Source organism: Clostridium cuniculi (genome assembly GCF_004353185.1).
Classification (GTDB): domain Bacteria; phylum Bacillota; class Clostridia; order Clostridiales; family Clostridiaceae; genus Clostridium; species Clostridium cuniculi.
In genome coordinates, this window is the sequence record NZ_SMUS01000002.1 from 43,143 (window position 1) to 64,976 (window position 21,834).

Annotated in this window: 19 protein-coding genes; 1 reads left to right on the forward strand and 18 read right to left on the reverse strand. The window is 27.9% G+C overall.

Annotation, left to right across the window (positions count from 1 at the left end):
• Positions 1-259: 259 nt before the first annotated feature.
• A complete protein-coding gene (locus EJJ37_RS00995) occupies positions 260-1,171 on the forward strand; it encodes a hypothetical protein (protein ID WP_133013727.1) in 912 nt (303 codons plus the stop codon).
• 73 nt (positions 1,172-1,244) lie between these two features.
• Here EJJ37_RS00995 and smpB read toward each other — a convergent pair whose 3' ends face one another.
• The 18 genes from smpB to EJJ37_RS01085 all read right to left on the reverse strand — a co-directional run bounded on the left by smpB (position 1,245) and on the right by EJJ37_RS01085 (position 21,705).
• The gene (gene smpB, locus EJJ37_RS01000) at positions 1,245-1,715 is read right to left on the reverse strand and encodes an SsrA-binding protein SmpB (protein WP_133013728.1); all 471 of its coding nucleotides are present in this window, start codon (positions 1,713-1,715) and stop codon (positions 1,245-1,247) included.
• Between the two features lie 73 nt (positions 1,716-1,788).
• Positions 1,789-4,008 carry a ribonuclease R gene (gene rnr / locus EJJ37_RS01005; RefSeq protein ID WP_133013729.1) on the reverse strand — a complete coding sequence of 740 codons (2,220 nt, stop codon included), beginning with the start codon at positions 4,006-4,008 and terminating at the stop codon, positions 1,789-1,791.
• Between the two features lie 276 nt (positions 4,009-4,284).
• Positions 4,285-4,515, reverse strand: coding sequence for a preprotein translocase subunit SecG (gene secG, locus EJJ37_RS01010; protein WP_166484632.1), 231 nt, complete (start codon positions 4,513-4,515; stop codon positions 4,285-4,287).
• 109 nt (positions 4,516-4,624) lie between these two features.
• Positions 4,625-5,704, reverse strand: a complete 1,080-nt coding sequence (locus EJJ37_RS01015; protein WP_133013731.1) for a lysylphosphatidylglycerol synthase transmembrane domain-containing protein — start codon at positions 5,702-5,704, stop codon at positions 4,625-4,627.
• Positions 5,697-6,380 carry a polysaccharide deacetylase family protein gene (locus EJJ37_RS01020; RefSeq protein WP_133013732.1) on the reverse strand — a complete coding sequence of 228 codons (684 nt, stop codon included), beginning with the start codon at positions 6,378-6,380 and terminating at the stop codon, positions 5,697-5,699. Before EJJ37_RS01020 ends, EJJ37_RS01015 begins: the two co-directional genes overlap by 8 nt.
• A 2-nt stretch (positions 6,381-6,382) precedes the next feature.
• A complete protein-coding gene (locus EJJ37_RS01025; RefSeq protein ID WP_133013733.1) occupies positions 6,383-7,456 on the reverse strand; it encodes an MGDG synthase family glycosyltransferase in 1,074 nt (357 codons plus the stop codon).
• 367 nt (positions 7,457-7,823) lie between these two features.
• Positions 7,824-8,843, reverse strand: coding sequence for a glycoside hydrolase family 130 protein (locus EJJ37_RS01030; protein WP_133013734.1), 1,020 nt, complete (start codon positions 8,841-8,843; stop codon positions 7,824-7,826).
• A 231-nt stretch (positions 8,844-9,074) separates the two neighbouring features.
• Complete coding sequence (locus EJJ37_RS01035; RefSeq protein WP_133013735.1) at positions 9,075-10,157, reverse strand: SGNH/GDSL hydrolase family protein; 1,083 nt, start codon at positions 10,155-10,157, stop codon at positions 9,075-9,077.
• 11 nt (positions 10,158-10,168) lie between these two features.
• Positions 10,169-11,275 carry an SGNH/GDSL hydrolase family protein gene (locus EJJ37_RS01040; protein ID WP_133013736.1) on the reverse strand — a complete coding sequence of 369 codons (1,107 nt, stop codon included), beginning with the start codon at positions 11,273-11,275 and terminating at the stop codon, positions 10,169-10,171.
• A 202-nt stretch (positions 11,276-11,477) separates the two neighbouring features.
• On the reverse strand, positions 11,478-12,773 hold the full coding sequence (eno, locus tag EJJ37_RS01045) for a phosphopyruvate hydratase (RefSeq protein ID WP_133013737.1): 1,296 nt from the start codon (positions 12,771-12,773) through the stop codon (positions 11,478-11,480).
• A gap of 205 nt (positions 12,774-12,978) precedes the next feature.
• The gene (locus tag EJJ37_RS01050) at positions 12,979-13,563 is read right to left on the reverse strand and encodes a protein kinase (protein WP_133013738.1); all 585 of its coding nucleotides are present in this window, start codon (positions 13,561-13,563) and stop codon (positions 12,979-12,981) included.
• A gap of 132 nt (positions 13,564-13,695) precedes the next feature.
• Positions 13,696-14,874, reverse strand: coding sequence for a glycoside hydrolase family 130 protein (locus tag EJJ37_RS01055; RefSeq protein ID WP_133013739.1), 1,179 nt, complete (start codon positions 14,872-14,874; stop codon positions 13,696-13,698).
• Between the two features lie 3 nt (positions 14,875-14,877).
• Positions 14,878-16,050: an AGE family epimerase/isomerase gene (locus tag EJJ37_RS01060; protein ID WP_133013740.1), complete on the reverse strand. Its 1,173-nt coding sequence runs from the start codon at positions 16,048-16,050 to the stop codon at positions 14,878-14,880.
• 204 nt (positions 16,051-16,254) lie between these two features.
• Positions 16,255-16,860, reverse strand: coding sequence for a hypothetical protein (locus EJJ37_RS01065; protein ID WP_133013741.1), 606 nt, complete (start codon positions 16,858-16,860; stop codon positions 16,255-16,257).
• A 9-nt stretch (positions 16,861-16,869) separates the two neighbouring features.
• Positions 16,870-17,760 carry a carbohydrate ABC transporter permease gene (locus tag EJJ37_RS01070; RefSeq protein ID WP_243124819.1) on the reverse strand — a complete coding sequence of 297 codons (891 nt, stop codon included), beginning with the start codon at positions 17,758-17,760 and terminating at the stop codon, positions 16,870-16,872.
• Positions 17,750-18,634 carry a carbohydrate ABC transporter permease gene (locus EJJ37_RS01075; RefSeq protein WP_133013742.1) on the reverse strand — a complete coding sequence of 295 codons (885 nt, stop codon included), beginning with the start codon at positions 18,632-18,634 and terminating at the stop codon, positions 17,750-17,752. The genes EJJ37_RS01070 and EJJ37_RS01075 overlap by 11 nt, the downstream gene beginning before the upstream one ends.
• Before the next feature lie 139 nt (positions 18,635-18,773).
• On the reverse strand, positions 18,774-20,075 hold the full coding sequence (locus tag EJJ37_RS01080; RefSeq protein ID WP_166484633.1) for an ABC transporter substrate-binding protein: 1,302 nt from the start codon (positions 20,073-20,075) through the stop codon (positions 18,774-18,776).
• Between the two features lie 232 nt (positions 20,076-20,307).
• On the reverse strand, positions 20,308-21,705 hold the full coding sequence (locus EJJ37_RS01085; RefSeq protein ID WP_133013744.1) for a glycoside hydrolase family 1 protein: 1,398 nt from the start codon (positions 21,703-21,705) through the stop codon (positions 20,308-20,310).
• Positions 21,706-21,834 lie beyond the last annotated feature (129 nt).

Genomic DNA, 21,834 nt, shown 5'->3' on the forward strand with positions numbered 1-21,834 from the left:
CATCCCTCTAAACATCGAATTCATAACGTGAACTAAACAAATTTAAATTTGAATTTTTAGTTACATAGGAATATTTACTATTATATTTTTATATATTAAAACAACTCTTATTCTAATTTTGGTAAATAATTCACCAAAAATAGTTAATACTATATATAGTACTTTTTCTATAATATAACTTGTTTTGAATTTGTTATTTAATAGTTATAAATTAATTTAACTATTTCACTTAAGGAATTTCGCTTAAAGGAGTGACGATATGGTTACAAACGATAAACATAATAATTCTAAGATAAGTATTAAAAACATTATTATTAGTATGGCTTATTGCATATTAATAATAAGCTTATTTGCTTACTTTTTCTATTGTATAGGTAAAGTTCCTCCAAGCAATTATGTTTCTAAAAGCAATCTATTAAATAATATTAATATCAGTACTAGCGTTGGTAACTTTGATACTAGCGATATACCTGAGAGTTCTATAGATCCATATGAAGATGAGCTAAATACTTTTATAACAGCTGCTTTTAATACAAGAAATGAAGGTTTTTTAAGTGGAAAGGTTTCTAAACTTTATGATTACTATGGTACTTCTTCAGCCAATGGTCAATATTCATTAGGATATGAATTTAGAAGAATTTCTTACTTACGTGATTGGTCTTTAGAAAGAGCCATAATTTTTACTTCTATTAATTCAATAGTAATTATAAATAAGGTTATTAGAAACGATAATAAAATAATTGTTGATTTAGATGAACATTACACTTTTAACTATATTCATAATAAACAATTTGCTGTAAATAAATTTACTCTAACAATACCTCATATATTAACACTTTATACTAATGATGATAATTCTAAAAACTCTTTTTACATAGATAAGGATTATTATTCTGATATATTTAACGATGACTTAGATGACTATATATTTACATTATCAGAAACACTTTTACCTTATACTAAAAGACTAAATCCTAATTATGAGGTATCTAACAATTATAAAAAAGATGACATTATTAGATTTGATAAATCATTTTTTACAGATCACAAAGCTATAATATCAGGATTTGACTCAAATGGTTATCCTTTAATAGATAGTAATTTATTTAATATTTCAAACATGCCATTTGATTTAGGATGGAAAGAAAAAAATATAAAACTTTCTTATTAAGCAAAAATGACAAATTATTAATGGCAAATTAACTTTAAATTTTAATTTGCCATTTTAAATTTGTCATTTCTAATTAATAACGGTTTCTTTCTTTCATTTGACGTTCAATATCTCTTTTATGAGCTTTTTCTAACATTGAATCTCTCTTATCATAATTCTTTTTACCTTTACATATTCCAAGAGCAACCTTAACTCTTCCATTCTTTAAGTATAAAGATAACGGAACTAATGTATATCCATCTCTAGATACTAAACCTGCAAGTCTACCTATTTGCTCTTTATGAAGTAAAAGCTTTCTTTCTCTCAACGGATCAACATTAAATATATTTCCTTGTTCATAAGGACTAATATGCATATTTAAAATAAATATCTCTCCATTTTTTATATCAGCGTAACAATCTTTTAAATTGCATTTACCACCTCTAATAGATTTAACTTCCGTTCCTACTAGAGCAATTCCCGCCTCCATTGTTTCTTCAACAAAATAATCATGACGAGCTTTTCTATTTTCAGCTAAAGAATTACTATTCTTAACTCTTGCCATATTCTCACCCACTTTTTTATTACGTGTTTTTCTTAATTATAACAAGAACCTCTCAAAATCACAATATAACTAATTACTCGTTAAACTCTTCTTCTGGTTTTGTTCCAAATTCTTTCTTAACTTCTGCTATTATTGAAGCTGTTTCTTCACTTGGTAAGATTTCCTCTAAATTTTGTTCGCTATCTAATATATCAAAGAATATTTCTCTATTATCAATATCAACTTTAGAACACTTAACTTTTACAGAATCACCTAATCTATAAACCTTTTTGTTTCTTTGACCTAAAAGCATTAAATGTTGTTCATCATATATATAATAATCATCATCTAAATCAGTTATATGAACAAGACCTTCTACAGTATTTGGAAGTTCAACAAATATACCAAATGATGTAACTGAAGAAATGATACCTTCAAATTCTTCTCCAATTCTATCCATCATATATTCTGCTTTCTTTAAATCATCAACTTCTCTTTCAGCTTCTTCTGCAAGTCTTTCCATTTCTGATGATTGCTTAGCTGCTATATCAACTATTGGTGCTAATCTAGTGGCTCTCTTATCATCAATCTTACCATTTAAATACTCCTTAATTATTCTATGAATTTGTAAATCAGGGTATCTTCTGATTGGTGATGTAAAGTGACAATAGTATGTTGCTGCTAAACCAAAATGTGATGAACATTCTGGAGTATATTTTGCTTTCATCATACTTCTTAATAAAAGAGTACTAACTACAGTTTCTTCTTTTTTACCTTTTACCTTCTCTAATACTTCTTGAAGAATTCTTGGATGTATATCTTGCGTTACCTTCATTGTATATCCTAAGTTATAAATGAAATCTCTAAATTTCTCTAATTTTTCTTCATCTGGATTTTCATGAATTCTATATACAAAAGGTAAATTAGTCCAGAACATATGCTCCGCAATAGTTTCATTACAAACAAGCATAAATTCTTCTATTATTCTATTGGCTATTTCTCTTTCATATGGTTTTATATCTATTGGCTTACCATTATCATTTAATATTATTTTACACTCTTCAAAATCAAAATCTATAGCTCCTCTTTTCATTCTCTTTTCTCTAAGAATTAAACAAAGCTCTTCCATTGTTTTAAAGTCATCTACTAAATAATCATATTTCTTAATAAGTTCTTCATCTTTATCTCTTAATATCTTAGTTACATCTGTATAAGTCATTCTTTCAGATGTTTTAATAACTGTTTCAGCTATTTCATGATCACAAACTTTCCCCTTGTTATCAATAGTCATAAAACAACTTAATGCTAATCTATCAACCTTAGGATTAAGTGAACATATACCATTAGAAAGTTTCTTTGGAAGCATTGGTATAACTCTATCTATTAAATAAACAGATGTCCCTCTTTTTAATGCTTCTTTATCTAGTGGATTCTTTTCTCTTACATAATGTGTAACATCCGCAATATGAACTCCCAATCTATATTTGCCATTATCTAATCTTTCTATAGAAACAGCATCATCAAGGTCTTTTGCATCTTCACCATCTATAGTAACCATTCTAAGATTTCTAATATCTTTTCTTCTTTTTATTTCACTTTCTTCTATTTCCTCAGAGATTCCATCAGCATAAGCTAAAACTTTTGGTGGGAATTCCTCTGGAAGACCATGCTTCTTTATTATAGTTAAGATATCTAATCCCTTTTCTCCCTTTTTACCTAAAACCTCTTTAACTATTCCTTCTGGACTTCTTCTCTTTTCAGGCCATTTAGTTACCTCTACAATAACTACATCTCCATGTTTTGCCCCATTCTTATCTTTTTTAGAAACAAATATATCTTGGTTTAGTCTAGTATCTTCAGGAACTACAAATCCAAAATTTCTACTATCTTCATATACACCAATTATTCTATTATTTGCTCTTTCAAGTACTTCTACAACTTCTCCTTCTCTCTTCTTACCATTGATATCATCTCTAGTAATTTGTACAAGTACTATATCATTATTCATTGCCCCATTAATAAATGAACTTGGAATAAATACATCTCTTTCTCCTTCTTCTTCCGGTATTAAAAATCCAAATCCTTTTTTATGTGCTTGAAGTTTACCTTTTATTAATCCTAGCCTTTCAGGAACTGCAAACTTATCTTTTTTAGTTCTTACTATTGAACCCTCCAATTCCATTACTTTTAATGCTCTTTTAAAAGCCTTGTACTCATCTGGATTAATATCAAAAACTGCAACAAGCTCTTGAATATCCATCGGTCTATATGCTTCTTCTTTCATAAAGCTAAGTAATGTTTCTTTTATTCCCATGTAATTTCCTCCGTTTAAATATATTTAACCTCATCCAATATTTTCTTATACGCACTATTTATTATACTACCACATGTAAGTTTTTTTATTCAATAAGTAGTGCTTATAATATCCTTATTATATTTTATTCAATACAATACCTTTTCAATTCATAATAAATACTTTATATTATATTATTTCCACATCTTCACTTAGTAAAAACAATTGATAAAAATTTTTTTATTAGAAATTACTAAAAAAAATAGATCACCAACCATTAGTGATCTACATTATATTCTAAATTATATTTAAAACTATTGTATTTATAGCAAATAAAAGCATTGAAACTATAGTAACTTTAACTAACATTGCTTCCTTAGTCTTTGACTTATTTTTAGTAAAGAATGTCTCACTTTTACTACCTTGAATTAACCCACTTAAAGCATCAGCTTTACTCTTTTGCATTAATATTGAAACAACAACTATTAATCCTAGAACCGCTTCTAAAACAAATAAAAAAGTCTTCACGGTTACACCTCCCATATCGTACTTTCGTGCATACTCACTTAATTTTATCATAACATAATAGAAATTATATATCAAGATTATTTACAAATAACTCCATTATTAACCATAACTACTTTTCCCTTATTATATCTTTATTATACAACCCTTTGAATATATATTTACCATAATATTTATTTCTTGATATCCTAATAAAAAGTACAATTATTCCACTAACTATCACAAATAAATAAAAACTAATTCCTCTACTTAATAACATTGCAGAATTTAAAGTATTTACTGGAAATAAAGTTTTAAATAATGTTAAAAAAACACTTTCACTACTTCCTACAGAACCTGGAAGCGGTATAGCTGATACTGAAATAAATAAAATTGATTGAAGAGAAAAAACAGTAAAAAATGAAAAGGTTGATAAATTAAATGCCTTATATACAAAAAAGGTTATACTGTACATAAAAGATGCTTGAACAAATGTTGTTAATACTACTTTTGTTACAACCTCTTTATTATTATTTATAAATAATGCACCTTCTTGATATTGTTTAATTTCTTCTCTCACTCCTTCTATTATCCTTTTTTCATCTATAAATTTTATTTTACTAATTACTTTAAAAGCTAAATCTACTATTCTATTTATAAATGACTTTGAAAATATAGCTACTAATATAAAACAAAATATAATACAGTTAATTGCTATTCCTATAAAAATTAATATCTTAATTGCAGTATTAAGACTTACAATAAAATCATAATTTACTATAAATGATATTATTGCAATAGTTATAGTAGTAAATTGAAAACTAGCAAGTTCTATAAGTAATACTAACGAAGAATGTGAAATCTTAATTCCATCTTTATTCATGTAATAAACTTGCATTGGTTGACCCCCTGATGCTGATGGTGTTATTGAGCTAAAGAAAAAACCTACAAATGAATATTTTAATCCTCTAAAAATACTTATATCATAAGAAAATAATCTAAGCATACGTCTAATATTTATTCCTTCACAACATATAAATAAAAACATACATAGTATTCCTAAAAATACATATATCACATTAACATTTTTTAGAGATTTTAATATACTTTCTATACTATTGTCCTTAAATAAAATTAAGAATGTAATTGCAATTAAAGTTATAAAGAATATACTATTTTTCAAAATCCTGTTTGCACTTATAGTCTTATTCATAAAGTTCCCCTACCTTTAAAAATTCATATCCTTCTTCAATCCATATAGGTATTGTTCTTTCTAAAGCCTCTATAGTTCTTTTAGGTGCTTCATTTTCACCTCTTCCATCATGAAGACAAATAATGCTTTTATTTTTTGATTGCATTATTAATCTATTTGATATTTCATCTGATGTTATATCTGATTTCCAATCCCCTATAATTACATCCCAAAGTACTAACTTTAAATTATATTTTTTTAAATTTATAATAGTTGATAAATTAAGATGTCCCCATGGTGGTCTAAATGATTTTACATTAATATTTAATCTTTTCATTATTCTTAAACTTTCTTTAAAATCATTACTTGTATATAACGGTCCATTTAAAAGACCATTTTTGTGTTCTAAAGAGTGAAGCCCTATAGTATGTCCCTCTTCTTCCATTCGTTTTATAATTTCATAATTTTCTTCAGCAAATTTAGCTACAACAAAAAATGTGGCCTTTATATTATATTTTTTAAGTAAATCTAATAATTCAACTGTATATTTCTCATCAGGTCCATCATCAAAGGTTAATGATAAAAACTTTTTTTCCTCTACGTAATTAGGAATTGGAGTGCCCTTAAATTTATAGTAAAAGGTAGGAATAATACTATATGATAACAACAAAACTCCTATTATACATATAATTATCATTTTTATGCCTCCTTCTTAAACTGTTCTATAACACTTAATATCTCTTCTTGATTAATATTTTCCTTAACCTTCTTCATATTACTTTTCATTTTTAAAATAGCCTTATCATCATTTATAAGTGATAAAATATCCTTAGCTATATCCATTTCTTCATTCCAAACTACTTGTCCAATTTTTCTTTTTTCTATAAATTTAGCATTCTTAACTTCCTGAAGTAAAAATGGATTAACTACATAAATAGGTGTCTCACTGTAAATTGCCTCAAATAAAGTTATTCCACCAGATTTAGATATTATTAAATCTGCTCTTTTCATATAAAAATCTATCTTATTTGTATATCCTAAAACCTCAATATTTTTATACTTACTTTTCAATTGTTCAAACATTTTTTTATTATTTCCTGTTATTACTGTTGTTTTTATATTCTTCTCATTGTTTAATGATTCAAATAAATTTTTATTAAATGAAATTAACCCTAAACCACCACCCATAATTAAAATCTCTTTTGATTTATTTTTATCAAATTTTATAATCTTATCTTTAAAACCTTGTTTAACTGGAATTCCACTAACTATTATTTTATTTTCATCAATTCCTTTATCAATTAAGCTTTTCTTTATACTTATATCACCAACAAAATAAAAATCTGTATTATTATGAATCCATTCACTATGGCTAGAAATATCAGTTATAAATGTAAATAGAGGAATATTAGATTTCTTTAATGATTTATATTTAGAAATATATTGTGAACTTATAGGTAAAGTTGAAATAACTATATCCGGATTAAACTCTAAAAATAATCTATCTAATCCTTTTACAAAAAAATAATTAAATGTTTTTATATTATTATCCTCATTATTTATATTTACGAAATTATATAAATTTGACCATTTCGTCACTAATGTATTAAAACTTTTATAAAGGATCTTACTGGCTGTTGGCATTAAATAATCTAATATATCAACTATGCTAACTTCTATATTAGAATCTCTACTACTTATTTCTTGCCCTATTGCTTCTGATACGGAATAATGTCCCATTCCAAATTTTCCTGTTAAAATTAATATTTTCATAATATTTCTCTCCAATGCTTGTTTGCTATACTTTTATTATAAAAAGCAAATATTAAGATTTATTTAGATTAAATCTTAATATTTGCTTATATAAACGCATTATTTTATTAATATTTTATTAATATTTAATATTCTCTTTGCTTAAAATTCTTTTTTACTTAAACTTTCTAAATTAATTTTAGCTAATGAAGAATATTTTTCATATCGATTCATCTTTCATTTTTATTACAATTTTGTAATAAAAAAAGACTGCTCACCTAAGTGTAACAGTCTTTTAGAGGAAAATTGTATAAAAATATAATACTTAAGCTTTTTAAAGAAACCTCAGGCAAGTTCGAGCAACCAAATTGAAAATTTTGGCTCTCACTTACTTAAATTCTACGTCGTCTCCGTCTACTAATTCTGAATTTTCTTTTATATATTTAACTAGTTCATCAACTTGTGCATATGCTACTGCAACATAAGTGTCTGCTGCTCCGTAGTAAATTGCTATTCTTCCTGTTTCAGGATCTTGAAGTGTTGCACATGGGAATGCTACATTTGGAACAAATCCTGTTGTTTCGTATTCCTTTTCTGGAGTTAGTAAATAATCTCTTGTTCTATATAAAACCTTTGATGGATTATCTTTATCTAATATTGCAGCCCCCATACTATATACAAATCCATTACAAGTTCCTGAAACTCCATGATAGAACATTAACCACCCTTCTGATGTTTCGATTGGTGTTGCTCCACTACCAATTTTAGTTCCTTGCCACCAACCTTGGCCACCTTTAGTCATTACTCTTCTATGTCTTCCCCAATGAACTAAATCTGGACTTTCACTTAAGAATATATCTCCAAATGGAGTATGTCCACTATCACTAGGTCTACTTAATAATAAGTATTTATCATTAACTTTTCTTGGGAATAAAACACCATTTCTGTTGAATGGAATAAATGGATTTTCAAGTCTAACAAATGTCTTGAAGTCCTTTGTCATTCCTAATCCTAATGCTGCTCCACCAAAGTCACAACACCAAACAATATAATAAGTATCTTCTATTTTAACTAATCTTGGATCATAAGCATAACTTGGTTGATAATCATTTCCTTGCTCATCTATCCAATGAATTTCTTCATCTTCAATATCCCAATTTAAAGCATCTTTACTTCTTCCTAAATGTAATTGTGGTCTACCATTTTTATGGTCTGCTCTAAATACTCCTATAAATCCATCTTCGTATGGAAGTACTGCACTGTTAAAAATTCTTGCACTCTTCTTTGTTGGATTCCAGTCTATAATTGGATTATTATCATGTCTCCAAACTACTCCCTCAAATCCTTCTGGTTTTTCTTGCCATGGCATATTTTTTACTGCATCACCGTAAATTTTAACTTTTTCCATAATACCCTCCATCATATATCTTATAAGTATAAATTGTTTACTACCATTATCCATAAACGCTTTTATTAATTTGTAATTTACTTAACGAAAAACTTTTTCAAAACACTGTTAACAATTACATATTTAATTTACTATTACTTTAACTTTATTACTATAGATTTGCTTCTTTATCTTTGTTTTTGTATATATTTCTGTAAAAATGCTAAATTTTTAATTAAAACACTAAAAAATTTAAATCCAAATCTCTTCTCCAAAACCTTTAATAAATTCTGTTAATTCTTCTGCCATTTCCTCTGCCTCTGGAATTCTTAAATGACCTGGTGTTCCAATTCCATTTCTTTTAAATTTAAATCTAACAATCTTTTCATCATTAATTTCCTTTGTCATTTCGTCTAAAGCAATATCCCAACCTTCATTATGACATAATAATGTTGTAATAATAACGAACAATGCATTAGGATATTTACTTCTTAAATCAAGAATAATTTCCTTATACTTTGATTTCCAATGTTCTCTTTTTTCTTTATCATTATTAATATAATCAATAGGATGAGAATCATTTTGGCCAAGCGCCATAATAACTACATGAGGTGTATATCTACTAAAATCCCACTTATTACACTCACCAAGTTCAGCACTATATCTTAGCTTATCATAAGTAGATTCCAACCCTTTGTATCCTAAACTTGGATTAAAATAACCTGTCCCATCTAATACAGCAATTCCTCCTTGAGCATTATTATTAATTTCTGCCCCTAATTTTCTTGCTGTAATCATAGAATATGAATACCATGAGTTTGAATATATTCCTTCATGTCCTTCTGGATCAGATTTCCCTACATATTCAACTGCTTCAGAAACTTCACCTGCTGATACTGAATCTCCAAAACATTCAATTCTTCTATTGCTTTTTGCCTCTGGAGCTTCTAAGTGACATCCTTTTTCTAATATAATTCCATAAAAATCAAAATAATGGGCTGCATCAGATCTTTTAAATAAAATTAAGTCATGAACCTCTTCACTTAATCCTTCTGCAATATCTAATATAATATCTTTATTATGTTCTTCTATTACTGCCTTTCCTGTAATATCTCCATCTATAATAAATCCAATTGCATTTTCATAACATGCATGTACATTTTTAATAGCTACTTTAACAGACCTTCCAGTAAACCTTGTTTTAATCATACTTCCAGCATAAATAATTGTAGGAGCCTTAGGATTTTCAAAATCTACTCTTCCCATATATTGATAATTTAAATTATCTGATTCTATTAATGTATACTTGTTTTTATCTAAATCTTTTAAATACATTTCCTCTCCTCCTAAGAAACTAAAAATCCCATTATATATGCTTCTATTGATTTATTATCATTTAACACTTTAATTTCAATTTTATGCCTTCCATTTAATAAATCTTCAACTAATACTTCAGTTGCGGAATAATCTCCCCATCCATTCTTAAAAAAAGTATCAATAATTATCTCTTCTTTATAATCAACCTTAACAGCTAACTTTGCTGCAGTTTCTTTTATAGTTTTTTTATATAATAAGAATATATTTTTTCCTTCTACATTTACTGATAAATTTGCTTCTCCACCAGTTTCAGAAATAAATTTCCATCCATCTTTAAATACTTGAAACCCTTCATTATCTACAGAAAATCCACTTATTTTTTTTACATCTAAGTTATTATTATTCATTATTATTCCACATGTATATTTATCGCCGAATAAAGGCTGTCCAAGTTCTATTTTATTTACTTTAACTTCTTTCAAATTCTTATATATATCTTCCATAAAAGTAGTTAATAAATTGGATATTATAAAATGACCATAGTCATTTGGATGTACCTCATCACTTGCAACATCTTCCCACTTCAATCTATTTGTAATCATTTCTGTATAAATTGAGTTTCTAAAACTTATCATTGGTAGATTATATTTCTTACCTATCTCTATTTGCTGTGGTTGAACATTACTTCCATCAAAATTGCTCATAAATACTTCAATTATTGCTGGTGGATTTTCTACTGATAATATTCTTCTTATTATACTTTCATAAGCAACCTTATCATAAATACTATCCTTATCATTTACAGCAAAATCAATAAATACTATGTCTGGATTTTGTGATAATACTTGCTTTTCTACTCTATGAGCCCCTATTATTGATCCTGTTGCTCCAACCCCTGCATTAACATATTTTACATTTACATTTTTGAACTTGTCCTTAAACCATTTATAAGTTCTACTAGCATAACAATCTTCAAATTTTGTTGCATTGCACCCTTGAGTTATTGATCCTCCTAAAAATGCTATAGTAATAGCTTGTCCATTTTTCGCTTTATTCATTGCTTTTTCAATTCTAGAAATATCACCTTTACTAACTAATGAATTATTAATCATATCTGTTGTTACTTTAAATTCCATCTTATTCTCCCCCACTTTATACAGACATTTTTATTACTCATAATCAAAACCTTTTCTTGATTTAATTATATAATTGTTATAGTTATTAATATTATTTAAACTAATTCTGCTTAAAAATCACCAATAAATCTTAATAAAAGTATATTAAATTTATAAAAAGAAAAGGCAAATAGCCTAATTTACTATTTGCCACTTCTATTATTTATTCTTTTATATTAAAGAAAGCTTTCTTTCCTCTATATTCTGCTACATCATCAAGTTCTTCTGCTATTCTGATTAATTGATTATATTTAGCAACTCTTTCAGATCTTGCAGGAGCACCAGTCTTAATTTGACCTGCATTAACAGCAACAACTAAATCTGCTATAGTAGTATCTTCTGTTTCACCACTTCTATGAGAAATAACTGCTGTATATCCAGCTCTATTAGCCATTTCTATAGCATTTAAAGTTTCTGTTAAAGTACCAATTTGATTTAATTTAATAAGAATTGAGTTAGCAACTCCTCTATAAATTCCATCTTCTAATCTTTGAGTATTAGTTACAAATAAGTCATCACCAACTAATTGAACTCTCTTACCTAATCTATCAGTTAATAGCTTCCAACCTTCCCAGTCCTCTTCTGCCATACCATCTTCAATTGATATAATAGGATATTTATTTACCCAATCTTCGAAGAAATCAACCATTTCAGCTGCAGTTAAAGTCTTTCCTTCATGTTCTAATACATACTTACCATCTTTGTAATATTCAGATGAAGCTGCATCTATTGCTATAAATATATCTTTTCCTGGTTCATATCCAGCCTTTTTAATTGCTTCTAATATAACTTCAATAGCCTCTGCATTACTCTTTAAGTTAGGAGCAAATCCACCTTCATCTCCAACACCTGTTGAGTATCCTTTTTCATTTAGGGTTTTCTTTAATGCATGATAAACTTCTGCACAAGCTTGAACTGCTTTATCAAAGTTATCAAAGCCTACTGGCATAACCATAAACTCTTGAAGGTCAACTGAATTATCAGCATGTGAACCACCATTTATTATGTTCATCATTGGAACTGGTAAAACTTTTGCATTTACTCCACCTACATATTGATATAAAGGTAATCCTAAATAATTAGCTGCTGCTTGTGCTACTGCTAAAGAAACACCTAATATAGCGTTAGCGCCTAATTTTCCTTTATTATTACTTCCATCAAGTTCTATTAACATTTTATCAATATATGTTTGATCAAAAACATTACATCCTATCAATTCTTCAGCTATTGTATCATTAACATTTTCAACAGCTTTTAAAACACCTTTTCCCATATAATAATCTTTATTTCCATCTCTTAACTCAACAGCTTCATAAATACCAGTTGATGCTCCTGATGGTACTGCTGCTCTTCCCATTGTTCCATCTTCTAGATATACTTCTACTTCTACTGTTGGAAAACATCTAGAATCCAATATTTGTCTTGCTACAACATCTACAATTTCAACAAAGTTTTTCATTTCATATCCTCCTTATTTTTAACATTAAATGAAATATTTTATTCCAAAATCTAATATCTACCCATTTATTTTTTACATCCGAAACAAATAATATTCTACTTTCTTAATAATTTATTTAATTACAAAATATAAAAGTCAAAAGCTTGCCAATATAAGTTATATTAATTATTAGCTCTTGACTCTTATATTTAATATCATAATTCTTTTAATATTCCTTTGCATAATATTGATTAATTTTCTGCTCCCATTCCGAACCTCTTCTTTTATCTATTATATAAATTCCCCTTAAAAATTCCTCTAACACATCTATTCCATCAAGTCCCTTCATTAAATGTCTTGGGTAATCAACCTTTCGTCTGTAACACTGCTTTGGATCAATAACCATTAATCTCTCATTCTTGTTAACATATATATCTCTACACCTTGCATCCAATTTTGTAAACTTTAAAGCCTTAAATTCATTAATTAATCTGTATAAATTATATATAAGTTGCTGACTTAATCCATTTTCTTTTATATAGTCATCCAATCTTATGCCATTAACCATATCCCTTAATATATAGTAATCTCCATTTTTATATATCCTAGGAAAATATTTAGATTTTTTTACTCTATATAATATCTCTGCTTCACTTTTACAAACATTTTTGTCTGTAAATATCTTTATAGCTCTATTCCCAGGTACTTCATAAACAATTCCATTATGTCCTTCACCTAATAGCTTAGCTTCTTTAAAGAGATTTTCTATATCCTTATCGAAGTCCGCTGAATATGCATATGTTCTAGCCATTATAACCTACCTTTATTAATATTTGTACTATTATATTAACTATAGTATGCATTTATAACAATTAATGATTGTTTCTAATTATACATAAAAAGAAAGATTCATTGCATTTATGCAATAAACCTTTCTTTAACTCTAGTTTTCACTCTTTAATAATTCTTCATTTTTTTCAATAAGCTCTTGTCTTTGTGCTGTGCATAAAAGTGATCTATATGGATCTTGTGGAGTATTGAATGTATAATCAATTAACTTATCTACAGTAGTTGTAGCAACATGTAATCTAGTATCACTAGATGCATAATAAATATTTACATTCTTCTCTTCATCAACAGTAAGTCCATTACAGAATATTACATTAGATACATCTCCAACTCTTTCATTATCATAAGGAGCTATAAAATGGCCTCCTGGTAATGCAATAATCTTTGTTGGCTCTTCTAAATCTGTTGCAAAGGTATAAAGAACATATCTTAAACCAGCTGCTGTATTTCTTACACCATGACCTATATGTATCCAACCTTTTTCTGTTTTAATAGGTGCTGGCCCTTGTCCATTTTTAACTTCATAAACTGTATGATATTTCTTTTCATGCATTATCTTCTCTTCTTTAACAACTGGATTAGTTATATCATCACAGTATCCATAAGCAATACCTCCACCTGAACCAGTTGAAATGAATCCATCTTGTGGTCTAGTATATAATAAATATTTTCCTTCAACAAACTCAGGATGTAATACCACATTTCTTTGTTGAGGAGATGGAGTCTTTATATCAGGTAGTCTTTCCCAAGTTTTTAAATCAGTAGTTCTAACTAATCCTGCTTGAGCTACTGCTGAAGATGTATCTCCTTGCTCTGCATCTGGATCTTTTCTTTCAGAACAATAAATTCCATATATATATCCATCCTCATGTTTTACAAGTCTCATATCATAAATATTAGTTTCTTCTTCACAAATATCTTCCCACTGTATTAAAGATTCAAATCTAAAATTATCAATTCCATTTTCACTTGATGCTAAAGCAAAAATTGATTTTCTATCTAATCCTTCTGTTCTTACAACTAAATAGTATTTACCATTTAAATAAATAGCTCCAGCATTTAACGTTGCATTAATACCTAGTCTTTCCATAAAATATGGATTAGTTTCTTTATTTAAATCAAATCTCCATTCAATTGGAACATGATGTCTAGTTATTACTGGATATTTATATCTATCATAAACACCATTGTACCAAGTAGTGTCAACTTCATTTTTTCTTGTTATTAATTTTTCCTGTTCTTCTTTTAATGTATAATATCTTTCATGTATCATTTCTTATTCTCCTATTCTCTTCATAAACTCTAAACAAAATCTTCCATTATGATATGGTGCCTTCCACGGTTCAATAACACTTCTTTCTGTTGGTTTACCATCTGCTTCTATTGACCAATACCATTCTCCACCTTCTCTTGGGTCAACCATAGTTTCCATAGTATAAGTCATTAATTTATCTATTATTGTTAAAAGACTCTCATCATGAGTTCTTTCATATACATTTAAATATCCAATCATTGCTTCAACTTGTACCCACCATACACGAGTAAAATCTTTAACTCCATTTTCTGCTTCATTTATTAATGAACCATCTTCTTGAATTTGCTCTTTAATTTTATATGCAATATCAATAATCATCTTTTCAATATTTTCATCTTTTAGTCCCAATACCTTATAGGCATCATCAATAAGCCAACTTGCTTCTATATCATGGCCATATGATTTTACATCAATAATTGTATTCCACTTATTATCAAAGAATATCTTCAAATAATGCTCTTCTTTGTCATAAATTTTATTATAGAAAGTATATATTAACTCTTTTAACCTTTCTCCAACTCTAACATCCTTTGTTACCTCATAAAGAGTAGTATATCCTTCTAAAACATGTAAATGAGTATTAGTTGTTATTTCTGCAATAACACCATTTTCACTTAGCATTTCATTCGGAGTAATATTCCACTCTCTATCAAACTCTTCTAAATATGCTGAATTTTCTTTATTGAATCCTTTACTTTCAATTAATGAAAATAAATTCATTGCTAAGTCTAAGGCTTCTTTATCATCAGTAGCTTTATAATATTCACTTAATGCATATATAGCAAAAGCCTGACAATAAATATGCTTTCTTGTATCACTTGGATTCCCTTTATAATCTAACATCCAATATACACCATTAAACTCTTTATCAAATAACTTATCTCTTAAAAACTCATAAGTATGAGTTGCAGCCTTCTTATATTCTTCATTCTTTGTTGCACAATACGCTGCTGAAAAGAACCATAATATTCTTGAAGTTTGGATTCCACCCTTAACACTTTCCTTATTAATCTTCAAATCATAACTTACTTCGCCATAAAATCCACCATTTTCATTATCAATTAGCTTAAGCCAAAAAGGTGCTATATGATTTAATAATTCTTCTTCTGCTTTTTTTCTTAGCTCATAAACCATTTAAATATCCTCCACTCCATATAAATTCAAATCTAAACGTAAGTAATAGTCTATATAACTATGATATGGTAACATTTTCATTCATTCAATTAATTAACCCTAAAATCATATTTATTGCTAACTTTTAAGAATATTTGTATGTTTTTTATATTTTAAAATAAAAATCTCAAGTTGATTTTTATTCGATTCAACTTGAGATCTTATTTAACTAATATTTATCTTTACTGCTTCAATTGTACTTCTATTTATTTTTACAAATACAGCTGAAATTATTGCAATTGCTAATATTACTAAAAATTCCTTTCTAAATATGGCCAAAACCATAAATAGTATAAAAAATCCAATGGTAGTTAATAGCTTTTTAGGATACATACACATTATTGCCAATGCATCTATATATCTTATTGGTTTTTCTTTAATTATTACATATAAAGAATAATATCCCCAATATATAGATATAACTATATATAAATATGCAAAGAAATAATTTAACACACTAGCTATGGGTAAATCAATTCTTCTTAGCATTAACATTGCCACAACTAATGTTAATGCATAAAATCCAGTTAAAAAAGTTGATTTTTTATTTTCAATAAAATACATTTTCATTCGAGAATTAAATATCTGTAAAACTCCTGAATATCCATCAATTTCATCATTAAATAACATTGTTGAAATTTCTATATTAGTGAATATTACTGGAACTAATGTTATTGAAAATAATCCTAATAATAAATATAAAATTGATAATATGTTTGTTATTAATAAAACATATAAAATGTGAACGAACCTAAATGTCTTTTCTCTCATTTCATCACCTTATTTTACGGCTCCTGCTGTGAATCCGTTATAAATATATTTTTGTAATGCTAAGAATACTATTAATGTTGGAATCATTATTAATATAACCCCTGCACATATAACATTCCATTGTCCCCCATATGGCCCCATAAACTTATAAAGTGATGTTGCTAATGTTCCCATCTCTTCTCCAGGAGCATAAAGAAATGGTGTATAGAAATCATTATAAATTCCAACTCCACGTATTATTATAATTGTTGCTATAGCTGGTTTTAATAGTGGAATAATTAACTTTCTAAATATATAGAAATATGATGCACCCTCAAGCATTGCAGCTTCATCATTTGAATATGGAATAGAATCCATAAACTGCATCATTATGAATATACTCATAACATCTGCCCCTAAATAAAGAACTATTGGAGCCCATAAACTATTATACAACCCAAGTCTACTCATGATTTGGAATGTAGCAACTTGAGTAGTTACCATTGGTAAGAACATTGGTACCATATATAACAGTAATATCGCTTTCTTTAATTTAAAATCAAATCTGTGTAATACATAAGCAACCATTGCTCCCATTAAAATTGTACCAGATAATGATATCACCATTATAAATGCTGTATTAAAGAACCCTCTCAACATTCCACCTTGAATAAATGCTGTCTTGAAATTATCTAAATTTAAGAAACTTGCTGGTAATGATAATTTATTACTTGAGTAAAACTCATTATATTCCTTAAATGATGCTAAAAATATTGTTAGTATAGGAAGAATAAAAACTATTGCTGCTAATATTAATGCTGAGTATTTGAGCACTTTAAAAAATATACTTTTAGCTCGTAATACAAATAATTCTTTATCCATTTTGACTTTTGCTACATTTACTTCAGTATTACTTTGCATATTCCTTCTCCTCCTTAAAGAATATATTTTGAATTAATGCCACTGCTGCAACAATAAGCATTACTACAACAGCCATTGCAGAAGCTTTACCAACCTTATTATAAGTAAAGGCAGTTTTAATTGTTTCTATTACGAATGTAGAACTTCCATTTGATCCACCTGTCATTATATATGGTATTTCAAATACTGAAATTGCTCCTGAAATATTTAATATTAAATTTAATTGAATTATTCTCTTAACAGAAGGTATATAAATATATCTAATCTTATGCCAATCACCAGCTCCATCTAAATCTGCTGCTTCTAAAACCTCATCAGAAATTGATTGAAGAGCTCCTAAGAAAATAATAAAGTTATATCCAAAAAATCTCCAAATTGATGTAAATGCTAAAGAGAAATTTACATATTGTGCATCTCCAAGCCATTGTCTAATTAAACTATCTAACCCTAACATACTTAATACAGTATCAAATGTTCCACTTGGTTGGAAGAAGAATAAAAACATTAATGATATTGCAACCCCATTTATTAAATAAGGGAAAAAGAATAATGATTTAAAGAAACTTTTACCTTTTATTTTAGAATTAATTATTACTGCAAATACAAATGCTAAAGCTAACTGTATTAACCCACCAACAAAATAATATAAACTATTTTTTAATACAGAAAAAACTTCTGGATCACTAAATATATTTATATAGTTTTCAAGACCAACGAATGTCTTAGGCCCATACCCCTTCCAATCAGTGAAACTGTAAGATATCATATTTATTGCTGGTAAATATGTAAATACAAACAGTAATGTAAGTGGAATTAGTAAGAATAGTGCTATTATAAATTTCCTTTGTGTTTTATAACTTACATTTTTAAACACATTTTTTCCCCCTTTACGACTTCTTTCCTTTAATATTACTCTGCTCTATTTACATTAATTTAGAGACTTTTATCCTTAAAATACATACTTTTATAATTAGGGGAGTTTTAATGCTCCCCTTAATTATTTATATAAATTATTATTCAGATAATTTTTCTTTGTTACTATTCCATTTGTTATTGTAATCTTCAATAACTTTTTCAAAGTCTGCTCTGCTCTTCTTAGCAGCAATTACAGCATTTTGAATATATTCACCAACCCAGAACTTAGTTCCTGATTCGTTAGCTATTTCAGTTGTTAAGTCACTAGCCTTTTGATCTGCTTCTGCTGGATCGCCAAACATTAATTCAACGCCTGACTCTTGGTATTCTTTAACAACTGGATTTCCAGAAGTAAGATTTTTATTAGATGGAATAAAACCACAAGCATCTAAGTAATCTAAACAATTAGCAAAGTAAATAGCAAAATCTTTAGCTTCTTCTTTATGCTTAGAATATTTACTTACACCTAAGTAGTTATCTGGTCCTGCACCAGCCTTTAATTCACCTGAATTAGTTGCTGGGAATGGAGCAATAGCAATATCATCAGCATTAGCTTCATTAGCTTCTTGAATTTGAGAAACGGCCCACATACCTAAAGTCATCATACCAATTTTACCGTTAGCCATATCAACTTTTGATTGTTCCCAGTTAGTTGTAGCTAAATCTTCTTCAACCCAACCTTCACTAACAAACTTATAAAGAATTTCTAACATATCTCCTGTAGGCTTTCCAGCTGAGAATGGACTTTCCATAGATCCCATATCTCTATAGTAATATGGATTTCCATATATCACTGAAGAAACAGCATCATATTGGCTTAATGGCCACATATCAGCAGAGTTGATAGCTACTGGAACTACACCTTCTTGTCCTTCTTTAATTTTTGCTAATGCGTCATATAATTCATCTAAAGTTTTAGGAAACTCATCATAACCTGCAGCAGCAAACACTTTTTTGTTATAAACAACACCGTCTGCTCCTAATCCATTTGGAATACCATATACAGTATCAGTATTTAAATCAGCTCTTTCTGTTACTCCAACGTAATCGCTATAATCCTCTACTGAGCCTAGTGGTTCAAAGAACTCTCCTAATTCCTCAGCCTTAAATGCTGGTAATATATTTAATACATCACCGTAATCTTGAGTGTTCATTCTTGTTTGAACTATACTTTCATAATCAGTAATTGCTTCCCACTCTATTTTTACACCTTTTTCTTCATAGTACTTGTCTGCAACTGTTTTTAACACTGTATCCTTTATATCTGTTCTATGTGTTAAAACTTTTAAAGTAACTTCACCTTTACTATCAGAACCATTACTACCTGTTGATGAACAACCTGCGAAAAGTGATGTTGCTATTGCACTAGCACAAATAACACTTAGTAATCTTTTTTTCATTTCAATTCTCCCCCTTGAAATATACATTTTATCTTTGTTAGCAAACGTTTTCCCGTTTACAAGTTAATTTTACAAACTTTTAAATAACTATTCTACGCTTTTAAATACACAGCATAATTTTGATTTATAAATCGTATAATTTATTTATAATTACAGTTCCATTAATTAATTTTTTTATTTTTATAAATAAAAAAATAGAGAGAACCTAGCGGCTCCCTCCTTAATATACTAATTAAAATCCATTATTTGATGAAACTTCTTTAATCCAAGTACCTGATTTCTTTATTGTTTTCTTTTGCGTAGCTAAATCTACTGCAATATAACCATATCTATTTTTATATGCATTACACCAAGACCAGCAATCTATTGGTGTCCATGAATGATATCCAAAACAATTTGATCCTTCTTCTATTCCCTTGTGTAAATATTGTAAATGTTCTTCAAGGAATTCAATTCTATAATCATCCTGTATTGAACCATCTTCACCTATATATTTTTCTTCACCTTCAACACCCATTCCATTTTCAGAAATATACCATGGAATATTATTGTAATTATCTCTAATATTTATTGCAATATCATACATTGCTTCAGGATATATCTCCCATCCTCTATATGGATTCATTCTTTTTCCTGGCATATCATAATAATCAAAATACTTTTCAGGCATCCATCCTTTAGTATTATCAATTTCTGATTCTTTTACTTTCACTCTTCTTGGTTGATAATAATTAACTCCTAAGAAATCTATAGTATTATCTTTTATGATTTGCAATTCTTCTTCTGTACTTTCCCATAAAATATTATCTTCTTTTAAAAGATTAATTAAAAGACTTGGGAATTCTCCCTTTACTGCTGGATCTAAGAATGAGTAGTTGAAGATTGTATCAGCAACTTTTGAAGCATATAAATCATCTTTATTATTACTTCTTGGATAAGCTGGAGTTAAATTAAGTACTATACCTATTTTTCCACCATCTTCTGTGCACCCTAATTCTCTAAACCTCTTAATAGCTTTAGCTGATGCTAAATTTATATTATACATAGCCTGTACAGCCTTTTCTCCATCTACTAATTTCGGATAATGGAATTCATATAAATATTGTCCTTCTACAACTACCATTGGCTCATTAAAGGTTGTCCAATGCTTTACTCTATCTCCAAATAATTTAAATGCTGTTTCTGCAAACTTCACAAATAATTCAACAACATGTTTAGATGTCCACCCACCATATTTATTATATAGCTCAACAGGTAAATCAAAATGGTGTAAATTCATTACTGGAATCATACCATTTTTTATAGTTTCATCTATAACATCATTATAAAATCTTACTCCATCTTCATCAGGTTCTCCTGTTTCTAAATCCTTAATAAGTCTTGTCCATTGTATTGATGTTCTAAAACTATTTAAGCCAATTTCTTTTAGCATAGCTAAATCTTCTTTATAGCTATTATAAAAATTAGAAGTTATTTCTGGCCCTACTTTATCAAAAAAAGCCTCTGGCTCTACTTCATACCAATAATCAAATACACTTTTATGTGGTTTATTAAATGTTCCTTCACTTTGTGGTCCTGATGTAGCTGAACCCCACCAAAAATTTTCTGGGAATATATATTTTTTATTCATAATTTCCTCCTAAATTTTCAAATTCCTTTTACGCTTAAATTATATATATTCTTCTAAAACATATCTATACTTTTGTTTATAATATCATTGATTTTGCATATTTTTATGAATTTATCCATATAAACTAGA

What these genes read in the sequence shown, in the direction of transcription:
- EJJ37_RS01020 (WP_133013732.1), bottom strand. Translation starts at nt 6,380, where the DNA reads ATGATAATTATATGTATAATAGGAGTTTTGTTGTTATCATATAGTATT.
- EJJ37_RS01040 (WP_133013736.1), bottom strand. Translation starts at nt 11,275, where the DNA reads ATGGAATTTAAAGTAACAACAGATATGATTAATAATTCATTAGTTAGT.
- EJJ37_RS01060 (WP_133013740.1), bottom strand. Translation starts at nt 16,050, where the DNA reads ATGGTTTATGAGCTAAGAAAAAAAGCAGAAGAAGAATTATTAAATCAT.
- EJJ37_RS01080 (WP_166484633.1), bottom strand. Translation starts at nt 20,075, where the DNA reads ATGAAAAAAAGATTACTAAGTGTTATTTGTGCTAGTGCAATAGCAACA.
- EJJ37_RS01025 (WP_133013733.1), bottom strand. Translation starts at nt 7,456, where the DNA reads ATGAAAATATTAATTTTAACAGGAAAATTTGGAATGGGACATTATTCC.
- EJJ37_RS01030 (WP_133013734.1), bottom strand. Translation starts at nt 8,843, where the DNA reads ATGGAAAAAGTTAAAATTTACGGTGATGCAGTAAAAAATATGCCATGG.
- smpB (WP_133013728.1), bottom strand. Translation starts at nt 1,715, where the DNA reads ATGGCAAGAGTTAAGAATAGTAATTCTTTAGCTGAAAATAGAAAAGCT.
- EJJ37_RS01055 (WP_133013739.1), bottom strand. Translation starts at nt 14,874, where the DNA reads ATGATACATGAAAGATATTATACATTAAAAGAAGAACAGGAAAAATTA.
- EJJ37_RS01035 (WP_133013735.1), bottom strand. Translation starts at nt 10,157, where the DNA reads ATGTATTTAAAAGATTTAGATAAAAACAAGTATACATTAATAGAATCA.
- EJJ37_RS01015 (WP_133013731.1), bottom strand. Translation starts at nt 5,704, where the DNA reads ATGAATAAGACTATAAGTGCAAACAGGATTTTGAAAAATAGTATATTC.
- eno (WP_133013737.1), bottom strand. Translation starts at nt 12,773, where the DNA reads ATGAAAAACTTTGTTGAAATTGTAGATGTTGTAGCAAGACAAATATTG.
- EJJ37_RS01070 (WP_243124819.1), bottom strand. Translation starts at nt 17,760, where the DNA reads ATGCAAAGTAATACTGAAGTAAATGTAGCAAAAGTCAAAATGGATAAA.
- rnr (WP_133013729.1), bottom strand. Translation starts at nt 4,008, where the DNA reads ATGGGAATAAAAGAAACATTACTTAGCTTTATGAAAGAAGAAGCATAT.
- EJJ37_RS00995 (WP_133013727.1), top strand. Translation starts at nt 260, where the DNA reads ATGGTTACAAACGATAAACATAATAATTCTAAGATAAGTATTAAAAAC.
- EJJ37_RS01065 (WP_133013741.1), bottom strand. Translation starts at nt 16,860, where the DNA reads ATGAGAGAAAAGACATTTAGGTTCGTTCACATTTTATATGTTTTATTA.
- EJJ37_RS01085 (WP_133013744.1), bottom strand. Translation starts at nt 21,705, where the DNA reads ATGAATAAAAAATATATATTCCCAGAAAATTTTTGGTGGGGTTCAGCT.
- EJJ37_RS01050 (WP_133013738.1), bottom strand. Translation starts at nt 13,563, where the DNA reads ATGGCTAGAACATATGCATATTCAGCGGACTTCGATAAGGATATAGAA.